At 58.8% G+C, this 15,982-nt stretch carries 12 protein-coding genes; 9 read left to right on the plus strand and 3 right to left on the minus strand.

Going from position 1 to position 15,982, the window contains the following annotated elements; translation table 11 throughout:
• Positions 1-8: 8 nt before the first annotated feature.
• From BUS06_RS29550 to BUS06_RS29580, 7 genes are all read left to right on the plus strand, one after another.
• Entirely contained in the window at positions 9-884 is an 876-nt protein-coding gene (locus BUS06_RS29550; RefSeq protein WP_074267903.1) for a branched-chain amino acid ABC transporter permease, read from the plus strand.
• A gap of 13 nt (positions 885-897) precedes the next feature.
• Positions 898-1,824, plus strand: a complete 927-nt coding sequence (locus BUS06_RS29555) for a branched-chain amino acid ABC transporter permease (RefSeq protein ID WP_083611665.1) — start codon at positions 898-900, stop codon at positions 1,822-1,824.
• Positions 1,821-3,335 carry an ATP-binding cassette domain-containing protein gene (locus tag BUS06_RS29560; protein WP_074267905.1) on the plus strand — a complete coding sequence of 505 codons (1,515 nt, stop codon included), beginning with the start codon at positions 1,821-1,823 and terminating at the stop codon, positions 3,333-3,335. Before BUS06_RS29555 ends, BUS06_RS29560 begins: the two co-directional genes overlap by 4 nt.
• A 20-nt stretch (positions 3,336-3,355) precedes the next feature.
• Entirely contained in the window at positions 3,356-4,618 is a 1,263-nt protein-coding gene (locus BUS06_RS29565; RefSeq protein WP_217272839.1) for an MFS transporter, read from the plus strand.
• A 213-nt stretch (positions 4,619-4,831) separates the two neighbouring features.
• Positions 4,832-5,473 (plus strand): DsbA family oxidoreductase, encoded by a 642-nt coding sequence (locus tag BUS06_RS29570; protein ID WP_074267906.1) that lies wholly within the window; start codon positions 4,832-4,834, stop codon positions 5,471-5,473.
• Positions 5,474-5,717: 244 nt separating this feature from the next.
• On the plus strand, positions 5,718-6,557 hold the full coding sequence (locus tag BUS06_RS29575; protein ID WP_254368992.1) for a bestrophin-like domain: 840 nt from the start codon (positions 5,718-5,720) through the stop codon (positions 6,555-6,557).
• 481 nt (positions 6,558-7,038) lie between these two features.
• Positions 7,039-8,400 (plus strand): MFS transporter, encoded by a 1,362-nt coding sequence (locus BUS06_RS29580; protein ID WP_074267907.1) that lies wholly within the window; start codon positions 7,039-7,041, stop codon positions 8,398-8,400.
• A 670-nt stretch (positions 8,401-9,070) separates the two neighbouring features.
• Here BUS06_RS29580 and BUS06_RS29590 read toward each other — a convergent pair.
• Genes BUS06_RS29590 through BUS06_RS29600 form a run of 3 tightly spaced genes read right to left on the minus strand, consistent with a single transcriptional unit; the run spans position 9,071 to position 13,164 of the window.
• The gene (locus tag BUS06_RS29590) at positions 9,071-9,919 is read right to left on the minus strand and encodes a hypothetical protein (RefSeq protein ID WP_074267909.1); all 849 of its coding nucleotides are present in this window, start codon (positions 9,917-9,919) and stop codon (positions 9,071-9,073) included.
• A gap of 10 nt (positions 9,920-9,929) precedes the next feature.
• The gene (locus BUS06_RS29595) at positions 9,930-11,441 is read right to left on the minus strand and encodes a hypothetical protein (protein ID WP_074267910.1); all 1,512 of its coding nucleotides are present in this window, start codon (positions 11,439-11,441) and stop codon (positions 9,930-9,932) included.
• 19 nt (positions 11,442-11,460) lie between these two features.
• A complete protein-coding gene (locus BUS06_RS29600; RefSeq protein ID WP_167379445.1) occupies positions 11,461-13,164 on the minus strand; it encodes an OmpA family protein in 1,704 nt (567 codons plus the stop codon).
• Between the two features lie 377 nt (positions 13,165-13,541).
• Between BUS06_RS29600 and BUS06_RS29605 the strand changes: the two genes are divergently transcribed.
• Positions 13,542-14,072: a GNAT family N-acetyltransferase gene (locus BUS06_RS29605; protein ID WP_074267912.1), complete on the plus strand. Its 531-nt coding sequence runs from the start codon at positions 13,542-13,544 to the stop codon at positions 14,070-14,072.
• A gap of 279 nt (positions 14,073-14,351) precedes the next feature.
• Positions 14,352-15,770: a serine hydrolase domain-containing protein gene (locus tag BUS06_RS29610; protein ID WP_074267913.1), complete on the plus strand. Its 1,419-nt coding sequence runs from the start codon at positions 14,352-14,354 to the stop codon at positions 15,768-15,770.
• Positions 15,771-15,982: the final 212 nt, after the last annotated feature.

Here is a 15,982-nt window from a genome sequence, read left to right on the forward strand (position 1 = left end):
GGTAGCGTATGGTCTGGCTGCAAATTCTCATCGACGGTTTTGCTATCAGTTCGCTTTACGCATTGGGCGCGATCGGCTTTACGCTGATTTTCGGCGTGTCCGGCGTTCTCAATCTCGCTCATGGCGGCGTGATGCTGGTTGCCGCGTTGATGGGCTGGATGCTGGCCGGCGAGGCCGGCCTCGGCACCTGGCTTGGCACGCTGCTCGGCGTGCTCTCCGGCCTCGTTGCGGCGTACATCACCTATCTGATGGTGGTGCGGCCGATTCAACGCTCCGCCGCGATTCCGCACGAGGAGAAAGAGATTTTCGTGCTGACCGGCACCTTGCTGTGGGGCATCATGATCCAGCAGGGCATGGCCTATCTGTTCACTGACAACCCGGTGACGATGCGCCCGCTGTTTCCCGGCGTCGTGGTCATCGCGGGCGTGCGCACGCCGATCAACGAGGTGATGATCGCGGTCGTTTGCTGGGTCGTCATCGGGCTGCTGTGGTTCTTTGTCAATCGCACGCGGGCCGGCAAAGCGCTGCTCGCAGCCTCGATGAACCCGCGTGGGCTGACGTTGCTCGGCTTCGAACTGTCCCGTGTTTATCTGCTCGCGTGGACCCTTTACGGCGTGCTCGCCGGCGTTGCAGGCGTGCTGCTGGCGTCGTTCCTTGGTGTCAGTTCCAACAACACGGGTCAACTGACGGCCAGCGCTTTTTCGATCGTGGTGCTAGGCGGTCTTGGCAGCGTGTCGGGTTCGCTGATGGCCGCGTATGTGGTCGGCTATCTCGAGACCATCACCGCCTACCTGATCGCACCGACGCTGCGCCCCATGCCCGCGCTCGTGCTGCTGGTGCTGGTGGTGTACCTGCGGCCGCAGGGTTTTCTGGGGCGGCGCTAGCCAAGGAGGGTACGTGACCAATCTTGTTCGCTCGCGGATGCTGTGGTCCGCCGTCGTGCTGGCGGTCGCGGCGGGCACGCTGCCCTGGTGGGTGTCCGGCTATATTCTCGGCATCCTCACCGTCGCCTATTATTTCAGTGTGTTTTCGATGGCCTGGGACCTGCTGTTCGGCTTCGCCGGCGAGGTCAACTTCGGTCCCACGTTTTTGATTGGTCTCGGCGCCTACTCGGCCGCGATACTCGATGCGCGGTGGGGGCTGCCGATTCCCGTGTGCATCGTTGCAGGCGGTCTTGTCGCGCTGATTGGCGGGCTGTTATTGGCGGTGCCTGCGTTGCGTTTGCGCGGCCCGTATTTCGGTCTGATCACGCTGGTTGCCGTGCTATTGCTGCAAAACTCGATCGTGATCTTCGCGGGTATCACCGGCGGCGAGATCGGCATGACCGTGCCCGATGTCATGTCCGTCAGTGCGGAGCAAAACTACTGGTATGCGCTCGCGTTTCTCGTGGTGTGCGCGATCATCCTGTTCGGCCTGTCGCGCTCAGCGATGGGCCTCATCCTGCAGGCGAGCGGTCAGGACGCCATCGGCGCGCAGGCGCTCGGCTTCAACGTAACCAAGCACAAGCTCGCGGCCTTTTGCATCAGCGCGGTGTTCTCCGGCGTGGCTGGTGCGATGCTCGTGTTCTACCAGGGCACCGCTTCCGTCAGCACGGTAGTGGATCTGGGGGTGGGCGTGCAGATCATCATTGCCGCTGTGCTGGGCGGGCGCCGAACTATCCTGGGCGCGGTACTCGGCGCGGTGTTCCTGATCGTGGCTGGTGAGTTTCTCAGGCCGTTGGGCCAGATCAATACCTTCGTAGTCGCAGCGCTGGCGCTCGCGGTCATCCTGTTCTTTCCGGACGGCCTGCTCGGCAACCTGCTGCGCGTGAGAGAGCGAGAATGAGCGAAGCCTCTCGCCTCTCGGTACGTGGCCTGACCAAGCGCTTCGGCGGCCTGGTCGCGGTGAAGGACATCGGCTTTGACATCGAGGCTGGCGAGATCCTCGGGCTTATCGGTCCGAATGGATCCGGCAAGTCGACCGTGATGAAGCTGATCATGGGCATCGAGCGGCCCAATGCCGGGTCGGTCAAGATGGACGGCACGGAGATGGCGGGCTGGGCGCCGCACCGCATTGCCCGCGCCGGCGTGGGCATCGTCTTTCAGCACTCGCGGCCGCTGCATCGGCAGACGGTGCTCGAGCACATCAAGCTGGCGCTCTTGCCTGACTCGTTGATCAAGCTCGTCGCCGATCCGCATGTCAACCGCCGTGCCCGCGAAATCGCCGAGCGTGTCGAGCTCGGTGCCGTGATGCACCGGCATCCCGCGACCTTGCCGTTCGCCGATCTGCGCCGCATGGAGATGGCGAAGGCGATTGCGCGCGATCCGAAGGTCGTATTGGTCGATGAACCGTTCGCAGGACTGACGATGGCGGAATCGGAGTCGTTCGCGGCGCTGATTCGCAGTTTTCGCGCCGAGGGTCGCGCTGTGCTGCTGGTGGACCACAACGTCAAGAGTCTCGCTGCGCTGGTCGACCGCGCACTTGCGATGTATCTGGGCGAGCAGATCGCGGAAGGCACGGCCGAACAGGTGATGCAGAACGAGACCGTGCGGCGCGTGTATCTGGGCGGCAAGATCGAGACGAGAGAGCGGACGCGCGACGAGGTGGTCAGCAAGCCGACGCTGCTCGACGTGGAAGATCTTGGCGTACTGTACGGCAAGGCGAGGGCGCTCGATGGCGCGAGTCTTCATGTGCGCGAAGGGGAATTCGTCTCGGTGGTAGGACTGAATGGCGCCGGCAAGACGACGCTGTTCAACGCCATTTCGGGTTTTGTGCCGTACCAGGGCACGATCCGTTTCGGCGGACAGGATTTGCGCGGCATGAGCGGTGCAGCGATCGCGCGGGCGGGCGTGGTGCAATGTCCGGAGACTCGTGAACTCTTTAGCGACATGACTGTGCGTGAGAACCTGGACCTCGGTGGATACCATCTTGCCGAAACTGCGCGCTCTGAGCAGTTGGCGTGGCTCTTCGAACTGTTCCCGATCCTGAAGTCGCGGCAACGTCAGACGGCGCGCACGTTGTCGGGTGGTGAACAGCAGATGCTGGCCATTGCCCGCGCGCTGATGATGCAACCGAAACTGTTGATTCTCGATGAGCCGACCCTGGGGCTCGCACCGGTGATTCTCGAGCAATTGTCGAAGGCGCTGGAGTTACTGCAGCGGACCACGCCGATTACGGTGTTGCTGGGCGAGCAGAATGTCACCTTCGCGTTGCCGCATGCCGATCGGGTGTATGTTCTGGAGCATGGCCGGATTGTGTGGGAAGGTGATCCGTCCAGCTTCGAGCGCGAGATGGGGCGGGGGTACCTGGAAATTGTGCCGGTGGGCGATCCTCCGGGGTTTCCGGCGCAGGCGTAGATGCGGGAGGATAGGCGCACATGCAGCAGGCAGCGATGAGGCAGGCGACGGGTTCGCGGTGGTGGCGTATTGGCGGGGCATTGCTGACTGGTTTGTTTGTCGCCTATCTGGATCGCACGAATCTGTCGGTCGCTTTGCCATCGGTCGCACAGGACCTTGGTTTTTCTGGCGCACGGTTTCCGTTGATGTCCAGCTGGGTGTTGACCATCTTTTTGATCGGCTATGCATTGGCCAACGTCGTCGGAGGTGTGGCCACGCGCAAGCTCGAACCGAAGACAGTGGTGATGGCCAGCTTTGCGATATGGTCCACGGCGACTTTGTTCGCCGGCTTTGCGAATGGCGTTGCGGTGATGTTGATATGCCGCCTGATCCTGGGGATCGCTGAAGGCGTCTATTGGCCACAGATGTCGCGTTTCGTGCGTGACTGGTTCGCGCCTGACGAACTCAGCAAGGCAAATTCGATCATTCAGTACTACGGTCAATACCTTGCGCTCGCGACGGGATTTCTGTTGCTTACGCCGATTTACGATGCGTTCGGCTGGCGTACGCTGTTCTTCCTGACCGGCGCTATCGGTCTGGTGTTGATCGTGCCGATGTATGCAAAATGTCTGCGGCCTCGAAGCGAAGCGCCATTTGCCGAGCCGGAAAACGTCGCCGCCGTCGTGCCACTGACGTTCAATGCGGTTGGCGGTTGGGCATTCGTGTTGCTCGTTATCAGCTATATCACTCAGGGCATGCTGTTCTGGGGTATCACGTTGTGGGTGCCGATGGCGGTCAAGTCGATCGGTTTTAGCGGCGTCGCTCAAGCGCTGGCCAGTTCTGTCCCGTTCGTGGCCGCCATCCTGTTTGCCATTCCGATGTCGATGATCAGCGACCGCACCAACAAGCGCGTGTTGATCGCCGGACTTGGGCTAATGATCCCGGGTGCGATGTTGCTGCTGCTACCCGAATTGCATAGCGGCTATGCGAAGCTTGGCCTTATCACGCTTGCACTCGGGCTATACGCCAGTAGCTATACACCCAATATCTGGTCGATCTTGCAACTGACCGCGCGGCCGTCGGCGATCGGCTCGGCATCCGGAATCATGAACGGCGTCGGGGCGGGGGGCGGCGGTACGATAGCCGGTTTCATGGTCGGGCTGCTGTATCGCGCGAGCGGCAGCTATATGCTGGGCTTCACTGTGCTCGGCGGCATCGTGATTTTCGGCGGTATTGCGCTGTTGGCGTCCGGTTGGATTGTTACGCACCGCAAGCCGGGCAGTTCCGTATCGCTTCAGTATTGAACCGCGGTCCAATCATGGCCTGCGCGAAGTCCATGTGACGACGGCGGCCAATTGACGTTGGCAGATCGATTGCCATGAACAGGCAGCGTTTGCACGGTTCGACGTTACTTCAGGTAATAACTGAATTACCGCGGACCATGATGATTTCGTGTCGAAACTCGTCCAGAATAGGGGTTATCTCGATCACGACCGAAACTTCTGGGTGCGAAAGCAATGAAACAGCCAATCAGAATCGATTTTGTCTCCGACGTAGCGTGCCCCTGGTGTGCCGTCGGTTTATCCTCGCTGCAACTCGCGTTGTCGCGACTTGGTGATACGGTCGACGCCGAAATAGTCATGCACCCCTTCGAGCTGAATCCGCAGATGGTCGAGGAGGGTGAAGACCTCGTCGAACATATCGCAAAGAAATATGGGCGCACTCCGCAACAGGTGAGCGAGGCGCAGGCCGCGCTTCGCCAGCGTGGCGCGGATGTCGGCTTTACCTTCGGAACGCGTACGCGCATCTACAACACCTTCGATGCACACCGTCTGATCCATTGGGCCGGCATCAAAGGCAAACAGGTACAGCTTAAACAGGCGCTACTGCAGGCTTATCACGGCGAGGGCAGGCCCACGAGTGACCATGACGTTCTGGTGGAGGCGGCGGAATCCGTGGGACTTGATGGCGCCGAGGCGCGTGCTGTTCTGGATGGCGGCGACTATGCCAATGAGGTTCGTGTAGAAGAAGAGCAGTACCAGGCAATGGGCATTCATTCTGTGCCGTCGATCATTTTCAACAATCGATACCTGCTGACGGGCGCACAACCCGCTGACGTGTTCGAGAAAACCATTCAGCAGGTTCTGGCCGAGGGGTAGTGTCTGGTTGAACCGAAATCTTGATTGAAGGGGGCGATCGGAGGTGAGCGGCATCGTTTGTCTCGTATATCATCGAGGCTCCCCGGTTGATCGAGAGCGACTGATATATGGGTTTAGATTTCAGATGCGCCAAATCGCGCGCTGACGACTATCCAATGCCGACGGATTTGCTGTTCGGTCATCACCGCGCAACGTGGTCGAGCGTACAGACTGCTAATGGAGCTTCGTGTTCTGGTTGAGGGGTTTGGACTCCTCGACCCACCGCCAATATCCGGTTCAGACCGCGCACCGCGCAACCACAATGATGAGTACATGGGTACATGAACTGCCGTTATGGTTGATGGCATTTGTCACTTTCGGTGCGATATTTCTTGCGGGCGCGGTCGTCCATTTCGTCACCGGATGGCTTGCTGCCGGTCGATATGCGCGATCGTTCAAGGCGATTTCGCCCGGTCTGCTTTCTCCACTTGGCATCATATTCGGCTTGTTTATCGCCTTCACGGCCTCGCAAGTCTGGAACGATACAGCGCGCGCCAACGTCGCGGTAGCCACTGAAGCGAGTGCGCTGCGATCGGTTGTTGTCATGTCTGCCGTTTTGCCAAACGAAGCCCAGACCGAACTGCGAAGGATGGTCCGAGACTACATTCAGTACACCGCGACAACTGAATGGCCGCTCCTGGCGAAGGGAGCCGTTACACTTATCGTTAGTCCCCCCACGCTGAACAACGCACTGAAGTTCACGCTATCCCTGCCAGTCGTTACGCCCGGACAGCAGACGGCGCAGCGCGAGGTCGCGGCGTCCCTGCAGCAGGCTCTTGAAGTGCGTCGCGAGCGTATCCTGATCAGTCGCAGCGAAGTGAATGGTGTCAAATGGTTATGTCTGGCGATTCTGGCGGTGTGCCTGCTGTTCGCCATCGCATTCGTTCATTGCGACAACCGGCTGACATCTGCCGTGGCAATCGGACTGTTTTCCGTAGCACTCGCCACAACCTTTTTACTCATCCTCTCCCACGATCGGCCCTTTACAGGAGAAATCGCGCTGACGCCGGAGCCGTTGTTGCAGGTGATGCCTGAGAGTCAATGATCGTTGTCGGCCCAGAAACGGCCGCTTAACTCAGTCGCCCACGTTGTCGACGATCGGAAGTCCGTTGAGCGTATCGGCGCTGTGCCTGCCGCGCCGTTGAGCGTCACGTTACGCCCAGCCGGGTTAGTCCCCATAGATCCCCATTGTGCAAATTCATTACAGTTCACAGGCTGTTCGTTTCAAGAATGGATGTTCGTCAATCGAACTCTTCGAGTGAGAAACCATAGGCGCCGCTGTGTACGGTGCACGCCGATCCCAGACCGGCGAATCGATCTCACCCGAGGCGCTCGTTGCACCTGCTCGAATGCGGATCGGGCAACATCTTCAACGCGACACCTGCTATCGGCGACCGGATTCCAGACTGCGCCGTCGTCCTCGCGTGGTCGGCGCTTCGGGTGTTGGGATCGTTCACAGGTTCTGACCGGACCCGGTAGCCCATGGGCCGCGCGGAGTGCACAAGCTCATCACAAGGAGACAAAGCGTGCGTCAGAGTGAGGCCGTCAACGTACAGACATTTATCAATGAACACCCGTTTTCGGGGTTCCAGTGGCTCGTCTTCGCGATGTGTTTCGTTATCGTCCTGCTCGACGGCTTCGATACTGCGGCGATTGGCTTCATTGCGCCGTCGCTGGTGACCGAGTGGGGCATCAGCAAGCCGGATCTCGCGCCCGTTTTGAGCGCGGCGCTGTTCGGCCTCGCTTGTGGTGCGCTGGTATCGGGTCCGCTTTCCGACCGGATCGGACGACGTGTATTACTGCTTGGCTCCGTCACGCTGTTCGGCGTGGCGTGTTTCGCCTCGGCGTTTTCCGGCGACATCGGGCATTTGACCGTCCTGCGCTTTGTCACCGGTATCGGACTTGGCGCCGCCATGCCGAATGCGGTCACGCTGATGAGTGAATTCTGTCCCGACCGCCGCCGGGCGACACTCATCAATCTGATGTTCTGCGGTTTCCCTCTTGGCGCGGCGTTTGGCGGCTTTCTTGCGGCCTGGCTGATTCCGCACTTCGGCTGGCGCAGCGTGCTGCTGCTCGGCGGCACCACGCCGCTGCTGTTGGCTGTGTTGCTGCTGATCGCGATGCCCGAGTCGGTGCGCTATCTGGTGGCGAAGCAACACGCGGTCGAACGGATCCGTGCGACGCTGGGCCGGATCTCCAGCGCGGCCCACGAGGCCGGTTCGTTCGTGATGACGGAGTTGGCGCCAGCAGTGGCGGGTAAGCAGGGCCTGCGGGTGGTGCTGTCGCGTCAGTACATAATCGGCTCCGTCATGCTGTGGCTTGCCTATTTCATGGGTCTGGTGATTTTCTATGCGTCCATCAACTGGATGCCGGTTCTGCTGAAAGAGGCGGGACTCCCGCCGCAACGCGCCACCCTGATCTCGGCGCTGTTCCCGCTTGGTGGCGTGGGTGCCGTGCTGTGCGGTGTCCTGATGGACCGCTTCAACGCGAATCGTGTGATCGCGGTCTGCTATGCACTGACGGCGATCAGCGTGTACTGCATCGGTCAGGCGGTGGGCAATGTCGGGTTGCTCGTGCTGGTGGTGTTCGTCGCCGGAGTGTTGATGAATACGGCGCAGTCGTCGCTGCCGGCGCTCGCGGCTGCGTTCTATCCGACGCAAGGTCGCGGAACGGGTGTTGCATGGATGCTCGGCATTGGCCGGTTCGGCGGCATTGCCGGCTCTTTTCTGGTCGCGGAACTGACGCGTGAACACTTCTCGTTCGAAGGCATCTTCGCGGTTGTCGCGGTGGCCGCTCTGATTTCGTGCGTCGCGTTGCTGGTCAAGCAGGCGGCTCATCCGGGTCACGGGACATCGAAACCATTGAAGGGTGAGTCGCTCGGACACTGAGCGCCAGCTGCCGCAGCGCGGACGTGATGATTCACGGTGCGATGAGCGGAGCACTGAAGAATGCCATTGACCATATGCAGTATCTGGCTAATATCGGCCCTTCGACACGTTAGGCCAAATCGGCGACAATGTCCGGCAGGTTTTGATCGCGCGGGCAAACAGCGACGGTCCAAGGAGCGACGAAAAAGATGCCACAAACGATCTACTGTTGGCGCTGCAAGATAGATGTCCCGATGCTTACCGAAGACGAGTGGCAATTAGTCAATCCCGAAACTTTGCTCGAACAGATAAAGCAATATCGAAAAGAGACAGGGGCATCTTTAGCGGAAGCCAATCGGAACAATACGGACCTTCCCGCTCTAGTGGCCTACGAACGCATTACGGGATTCCGCGAGAGTCATGCAAACGCATTGATGCATCACCGAATCAAGCTATATGGTCCCCCATGCACTGCTTGCGGCAAAAAGCTTCGTACGTCAATCGCGAGCTTTTGTGCCGCGTGTCGTGCAAATCGCGCAGACTGGGTCACATCACATGCAACTGCATCCACGGCAGAATTGCGTGTTTGAACGTCTGTTATGCGTGACCATGGATGACTGAATCCGGTCGACACAGTCCAAAGGCGCAAGTGCCTGACAAATAGAAGCGCCACACCCGCGTCCGCTCTCTCTCAATACACCATCGCCCCCAACAACGCTGGCTCGCCAAATTCGCCGATCGACGCGTTCGATTTCTGGAAGTAAAGGGTCCAGAACTCCTTTAATGCGCTCATCGTCTGCGGATCACGATAAGCATTCTTAAACTTCGCGTCCTCAGCCAGCAAGCCTGCACCAATTACATAAACGCGCGCTCCGCCGAAATCGCCAATCAAGCCCGCAGCTGTCGCCTTCTTTATCTCCGTCCGAGGATCAATACGACGAACGGCATTGTGGGAATAGAAGCTCGATACCGAACTATTCTCAAGCATGTCCGACGCGATTAACACGACCCTATCGGACGAAGGCGAAGCCCGGACCTTGTCGCTAATATCCTTCAACGCCGCCATAATGTCCGACTTTGCGAGATCATTCGTGGCCACCGATTCGACACGCGCGATCGACGTAAGCAACGCCTTCTTCGCGTAAGCGGACTGCCCGGTCATACACGCGTCGAAGTTACGCAACGCGCGTTCACTGATATCGTCCCGTAACTTCTCAGGGATCGGTGACTCGATGACACCCCGCGTCACGACCTCCGTGTAATGCCCTTGCGAGAAAGCCGAAAAGTCGAACAACGTATAAGCGCCTGCGGGTCTTATGGCCTTCCCGGCCATCTCGGCAATTTGTGCCTGCAACTTCTCATCGAAGACAGTCGTCTGGTCAATAGCGATGAAAAGCTCATGATCGGCGCCGCCAGCAACCTGGTTTATGTGGTTGGCTGCGTAGCAGCTCGGAATATCGTTAGTGACGCCGGCTTGTATCGGCAAGGCACTCACGGTTAGACATGTTGCCGCGACCATGTGGGTGAGATGTTTATTCATTTACGTCGAATCAGGCTTTGAAAAGGTCGTCGAGCTCAGAGTCGAGCGCAAGCTTTGCTTTCTCTGCACGCTCTTTCCGAAGTTTGATCGCATTGACCACGTCAACCCGAACGGCTTCATCGAAGCCATAAATCAGTTCCTTCTTGCGCGCCACGTCAGACTCAGCCTCGACCTTAGCGACGAGCGCGTCGATGGTCGCTGTCGTCGACACTTCCTCAGAGGCTGCTACCGGCGCCGCGATAACTTTCGCGGGCTTATCGGACGCGACGTGTCCAGGTGTGGGTTGCTGAGCCGTCGCTCCGGCAGTCGAGCGAACCAGCCCGCTTTCCAGGTCCGTGAAATTTCGATGCTCGAGCACGTAGTCCCTGAAGGTCTTCGAAAAAGTCTTGCCCGAGATATCCGCGTCCTCGGCCATCCGCTTCTGAAGGTTCTCGAGCTGCGACTGCGCGATGGCCCGAAACGGCGCGTAGTAGTTGTTGTAGTCCTCGAACGTATTGAAACCCTTCGTCGTCTTCCACGCCGCGAGACTTTCCCGGCCGCCGAAACCCCACGCGAAGCCGCCAAAAATACCAACTATCTGCGTGACCACAAAAATCACGGCCAGCGTGATAAAGGCTGCAGCGCCTTCGCTTCGGGTCGACGACGACTCTTCCGCTTTAGCGCGGTCGTCTGCAGCTTTCTGGCTGGCGACCAATTCCGCCGGCATCGCATTGGCCGCCGCGAACGGATTGCCCGCGTCGGCGCCTTGGCTCATGCCCATCGCTTCACGCGTCTGCTCCGCGTTGAGGTTGCTCCAGCGCATCCACGTCGATGTACCCGCGATCACAATAATGACCGCGATCGTCAACCCCACCATGAAATAGCTGTGGCTCGTGCCAACGCGATTTGCGACCTGCGCGTAGTCGGGTTCTCCGTCATCGACAGACTGATCGTCATCGAGTTTGACCTTGCGGCTCGAAAATCGCTCTTGTGACTTGTCCTGCTTCCATTGCTTCCGGCATCGTGCAACAAGATTCGAACGATAGAGCTGATGCCCCGCGACGTGTGTCAGAAAAACCATGATCACGCACAGTACGAACACGATGGCGACCATCAACAAGGTGTGCGTATTCGCGCTCCCATCGCGAGCCATCCAGCTTCCGAGCAAATAAGAAAACCCGAGACCCTCTGCGATCACCAGGATGGTCAGCAGCGTGAGAAGCCACAACGGCGTCGGCGAGCGTCCGCTATCGTCTGACTTCGCGAGATATTCATTGCGTTTGCTGAACTCAGCCTTCGTCAGATATGAGATGAACTTGTTGTAGTCGCCGCACAGCGTGCGTTCGGAATCGGTCCAACCATCCTTGCCGTGAACGCCGTGGCGCGACAAGCGCGCCGTTTTCCCGAGAACGGGGAACGTGTACTTCCAATGATTCAGCCAGAACTCGAGCGTCGAGCGGAAAGAAAATGCACCAATCGCAAGTAGTATCACGACAACGCACCAGACTGCGGGGCCCAGATTGGCCTGAATAAAATCCATCATGATTGTTATTACCCTCTTGTTAGGTGCGTGCAATGACTGGCACGTAGTTCACCGTGAAATACTGACTGCTCCTGCGCCGAACGAGTTCGCCGGATGTCGCCTTGCCGTTGGAGAAGATGATGTCAGCGCAGTCGAACACGCCGCTGTTATTCACGAAGACTCTATACAAGACACCGCCCTTCACCGCGTAGGCATCCACGTCGGGAGACAACGTCACTTGTGGCGAGCCGTTCAGCCCGGCGTTGCGGTCGTAGTCTTTCCACACGAGCAGCGTCGGCTTTGCACCCGCAGTGTCGCCGTTGCGAAGAACCGAGACATCCTTGAGCGCGAGATACTGTCCGTTCAGCGCAGCGCCCCAACTGCTCCCATATAGATTCGGCAAATGGTCGCGCACGGGCACTGCCCGGTCATCGGAAACGGACTTCATCGCTCGCGAAACGCGCGGCCGGTCGTTCACACAGCTCTTCGCCACCGGCGCCTCATCGGCTACCGCCGATGAGAGGAGTGAGACCGTCGAAGTCGACGCCGGCAAAGCTGAGAACTGAAGGCCAAGGGTTGCGGGGAGTGCCTCATGCCAGCCGAAATCGATGTCGTCGGACGGCGCGGCGCGAGCGGACGTAATAGGCGTAGCGGGCAACGCGTTCGATGCGGCTCCCTTGTTCGTCGATCCAGATTCTGACGCAGCGTGCGCGGCCGGGGCTCCGGCTGCCGCGGTATCCGTCGCCGCGCGATTCTTGCTACCCGCGCGATGCGCCGCTTTGGTCGTCGGACTACCAGATGCTGCAGGTACAGCCGCCGCAGCCGTCTGATCGGACTGATCGGTTACTGCCCGGTAGTACTGGTATTTAGGTAGACGGCTGCTTGCGTAGCTTTGCAAAATGTCAGGCCTAGCACCGCTGAGATCGACGATCTCGACCCGACGGTTAGCGGCGCGCCCCTCCGCCGTGTGATTATCGGCAATCGGCAATGTCTCGCCCGCGCCTTGGTAGAACACATTCTCCGGCGCAATACCGTGGCTCGCGAATAGGCGTGCTACGGCTCGAGCGCGTCGCTCCGACAGGTCTGCGTTAAGTTCCGAACTGCCGGTGTCGTCCGTATGGCCGATCAGAAGAATTTTTGTTTGAGCTGCAGCTGCTTTGTCGGCCGCGCTCGACGCCTCAGCCACGCGAGTGGAAGTGCGATATTGTTCGGCAATCTCGGCGAAGTAGGTCGCCGCCTCCGGCGTCAACTCGGCCGACCCTGTTTCGAATTGGGTGTGTCGCGCAGTGTCGACGATCGTGAAAGAACTACCGACTTGCTCGGCTTTGCCTGTGTCGGGAGCACGCTCTTCGAGCGCGATCGCCGAGTAGGTGAGGTCGTGCCTGGCGGCGATTTTCGACAATGCGCAGCGCCGACTATCGACCGCATGTCCAATAAGGCCTCCGGCCAGACCGCCTGCCGCGCCGCCAATCGCCGCCGCTGCAACCTTGTTCTTGTTGGCGATCACTGCGCCTAGAACAACGCCAAGCCCCACGCCGACTGCGATACCAATGTTCCGGTTGCTATTCGCGCATGGGTCGGGGTTTGCGAATGTGCTCTCGAACACATTCAAGTCCGCGGCTTTGTCCGGATCCGTAGGCGCACCGCTTGTCTGCTGGAACTCGCCAGGACTGGCACACCCGGACAATGCGAAAACGGTGATCGTGGCGAGCCAAAGCGGCCTCGCTTTTGCTATTTCTCTCACTGAGAAACCCCTCGGAAGATATATTTTTTAGCTGCGCTAACGCGTGCACCGACAAAACGCTATCGAGACGCAACCGAAACATGCGCTCAATAACGATAACGGCAGAGGCTTGGCGAACTTTAGGAATATTTCCGACTAGTTGACCTCGGTCACGGTTCAAGGGCGACTTGGGCGGCAGCATTGTAGATAACCCTAGTTTCCGACAATGGATTTACGATGTGATAAATGTCGAGTGTGGATTGAGTGCCGTTGATCGCCATCTGGCAACAGCCGGCGGCGGATTCAACCGGTCAGTCGACATCGCTGCTCAGATCGTTAGCAATCCCTTGTGCACACCCGCGCCTGGCGGCGCAATTCTGTATTCGAACGAGCCTTAAATGACTGGAATATCCATCAGGTCCGCAAATATTGACGATGCGCAAAAGATCGCTGATTTTCATGTGAGGGTCTGGCGGCACACTTACCAGGATCTCGCGCCTGCGGAAGCATTCGCCGTCCTCAACGAGAAATATCGTGGCGAAAAATGGAAGGAAAAGCTGTCTTCGAACGACGCCAGTCAGATTGTGCTCATTGCTGAGATTGGCCGTAGAATGGTTGGGATCGGAGCCGCCGGTGGACCCTCAGAGTCGATATTCGGCGATCGCGGCGAGATTAAATTCCTTTATGTTGATCCCGACTTCAAGCGCCGGGGCATCGGCCGTCAGTTGCTTGCACGACTCGCGAGCCATTTGAGGGAAATGAACTATCAGGGGGCCGCTTTAAGCGTTGTCAAGGGAAACGACCTCGCGATCGCCTTTTACGAGGCGCTAAATGGTCGGCAGGCAGGCGAGTACATAGATCCGGGACCAGTCTGGAGATCAAAAAACGTCGTATTTGCGTGGGACGACGTTGCGAGTTTGGTCCCCTGAGAAATGTCGTCAGGGTTCTCACACGGTCGCGTGCTGTTACCCGCTGCGTTTCGACCCACCGCCGCGTAGGCGTACTGCGTTAAGCAGTGCTCGGCCAATTTCGGACCTTGGTTACAACGCCCTCCATTGCAATTCGGTCAGCATCGCGCGCCGCCGCATGCTTTCCGCCTCGATGGATAGCCAGTACAGTATGGGAGTATCGCCTCTGACGCTGAGGCGAGGCTCATTGACGCGCCGACGCAACCATTCGTCGCGGTTCGAACAACGCACAGGATTGTTATGCCCAATACCGGCTCCCCGATGCATAACCGTGGTACCGCACCGCAGCTAGATGGCGACGCACGCATTGAGGGGCTGTTGGTGGCGATCAACTCCAACAGTCGTCAGTCCTTGATGGATTTTTTGCGCGTCCATGTGGCTCTGCCGTCCTCCAGTCCGACGACTATGGACGAATATGCTGACTGGTTTGTCTCTTTCTCTCGTTTATCGCAAGGCATCGTGCTGCGTGAGATCAAGCCGGTAGAGACGAGCGATTTCACTCAGACGGTAGTTGTAGAGGACCGCATTTACTCCGCTACACATGAATTCCATTTGCGCTTTGAGCCGTTTGAGGACGGCAAGATTCTGGAGATTGAGGTCGGCCCGAGTGAGATGCAGTGCATCGCCAGGTCGCAGGCCGATTGTTTGGGACAAGTCCAGGATCTATGCGATCGAGGCGCTCGCGCAGGAGTGTTCTCGGGAACCGTGCTTATCGCACGCGGATCTGAAGTGCTGTTTGAATATGCATGCGGAGCCGCAAACAAGCGGTATGACGTGCCCAACAATCCGGACACTAAATTCAACCTTGGTTCGGCTAACAAAATGTTTACTGCAGTGGCGGTGGCCCAACTGGTGGAACGCGGCCTTCTTAGCTTCACGGATACCGTCGACCAGTACATTGACGACACTTGGCTACCGGCATCGGTGACCGGCCGCATCACGATTCATCATTTGCTCTCGCATACCTCGGGGTTGGGTAACTATTTCAACGAGACATTCTTCAGCGGCTCACGTGCCCGGTTTCGTGCCATCGACGACTTCAAGCCACTCGTGCGCGATGACCTTCCCGCCTTTACGCCGGGTGAACGATTCGAATACAGCAATAGTGGAATGCTGCTAGCCGGAGTGATCATCGAGCGGGTGACGGGCATGAGCTACTACGACTATGTTCGCGAAGCGATCTACGCACCCAGCGGTATGCTCGACACGGATTGCTACGACATCGACGCCCCGGTTCCGAATCTCGCGATGGGCTACATCCCGCTTGTCGATCCGCCGGATCGTCGGAGCGCATCTGGTTGGCGCGAGAATATTTTCGAGCATGTCGCCAAAGGTGGGCCAGCCGGCGGTGGCTACTCGACCGTGCGCGATCTACACCGGTTCGCCAACTCGCTTATTTCGGGCGCCCTCGTGGGCCCAGAAATGCGTCAAGCTCTCTGGACCGATTACGCTGGCGTGGGCTATGGCTACGGTTTCAATGTCGAAAAGACGGCATCGGGCACGATGATCGGTCACGGCGGCGGGTTCCCTGGAATCAGCGCGAGTTTCAGGGTAGCCCTGGGCACTGGATACGTAGTGATTGTCCTGTCCAACTACGACATGGGTACGTTCGGGCTTGCCCGTTGTATCGAGCACGCTGTTGATCAGATACAGCAGTGAACCGCACTGTGACCTGATATATGCGAGATCTGCGATACGTTGCCGCTTAGGGATCTAGGGCCCACGGACTGGCGAGGCGCGAATGGCCTTTTTCGGCAAAGACGGGAGGCCGCAGTGGGTCGACTCGAGCCGAGCGTCGGCTGCCGCGTTGCTCCTCGCGCATTGCAATGCCGCTTCGCGCGAAGCGTGAAAAAGACAGAACCTTCAGCCGT

Source organism: Paraburkholderia phenazinium, from assembly GCF_900141745.1.
Taxonomy (GTDB): domain Bacteria; phylum Pseudomonadota; class Gammaproteobacteria; order Burkholderiales; family Burkholderiaceae; genus Paraburkholderia; species Paraburkholderia phenazinium_B.

Excerpts from the sequence above, each read along its gene's own strand:
- BUS06_RS29565 (WP_217272839.1), top strand. The coding sequence starts at position 3,356 with ATGCAGCAGGCAGCGATGAGGCAGGCGACGGGTTCGCGGTGGTGGCGT.
- BUS06_RS29595 (WP_074267910.1), bottom strand. The coding sequence starts at position 11,441 with ATGATGGATTTTATTCAGGCCAATCTGGGCCCCGCAGTCTGGTGCGTT.
- BUS06_RS29550 (WP_074267903.1), top strand. The coding sequence starts at position 9 with ATGGTCTGGCTGCAAATTCTCATCGACGGTTTTGCTATCAGTTCGCTT.
- BUS06_RS29610 (WP_074267913.1), top strand. The coding sequence starts at position 14,352 with ATGCCCAATACCGGCTCCCCGATGCATAACCGTGGTACCGCACCGCAG.
- BUS06_RS29590 (WP_074267909.1), bottom strand. The coding sequence starts at position 9,919 with ATGAATAAACATCTCACCCACATGGTCGCGGCAACATGTCTAACCGTG.
- BUS06_RS29560 (WP_074267905.1), top strand. The coding sequence starts at position 1,821 with ATGAGCGAAGCCTCTCGCCTCTCGGTACGTGGCCTGACCAAGCGCTTC.
- BUS06_RS29570 (WP_074267906.1), top strand. The coding sequence starts at position 4,832 with ATGAAACAGCCAATCAGAATCGATTTTGTCTCCGACGTAGCGTGCCCC.
- BUS06_RS29605 (WP_074267912.1), top strand. The coding sequence starts at position 13,542 with ATGACTGGAATATCCATCAGGTCCGCAAATATTGACGATGCGCAAAAG.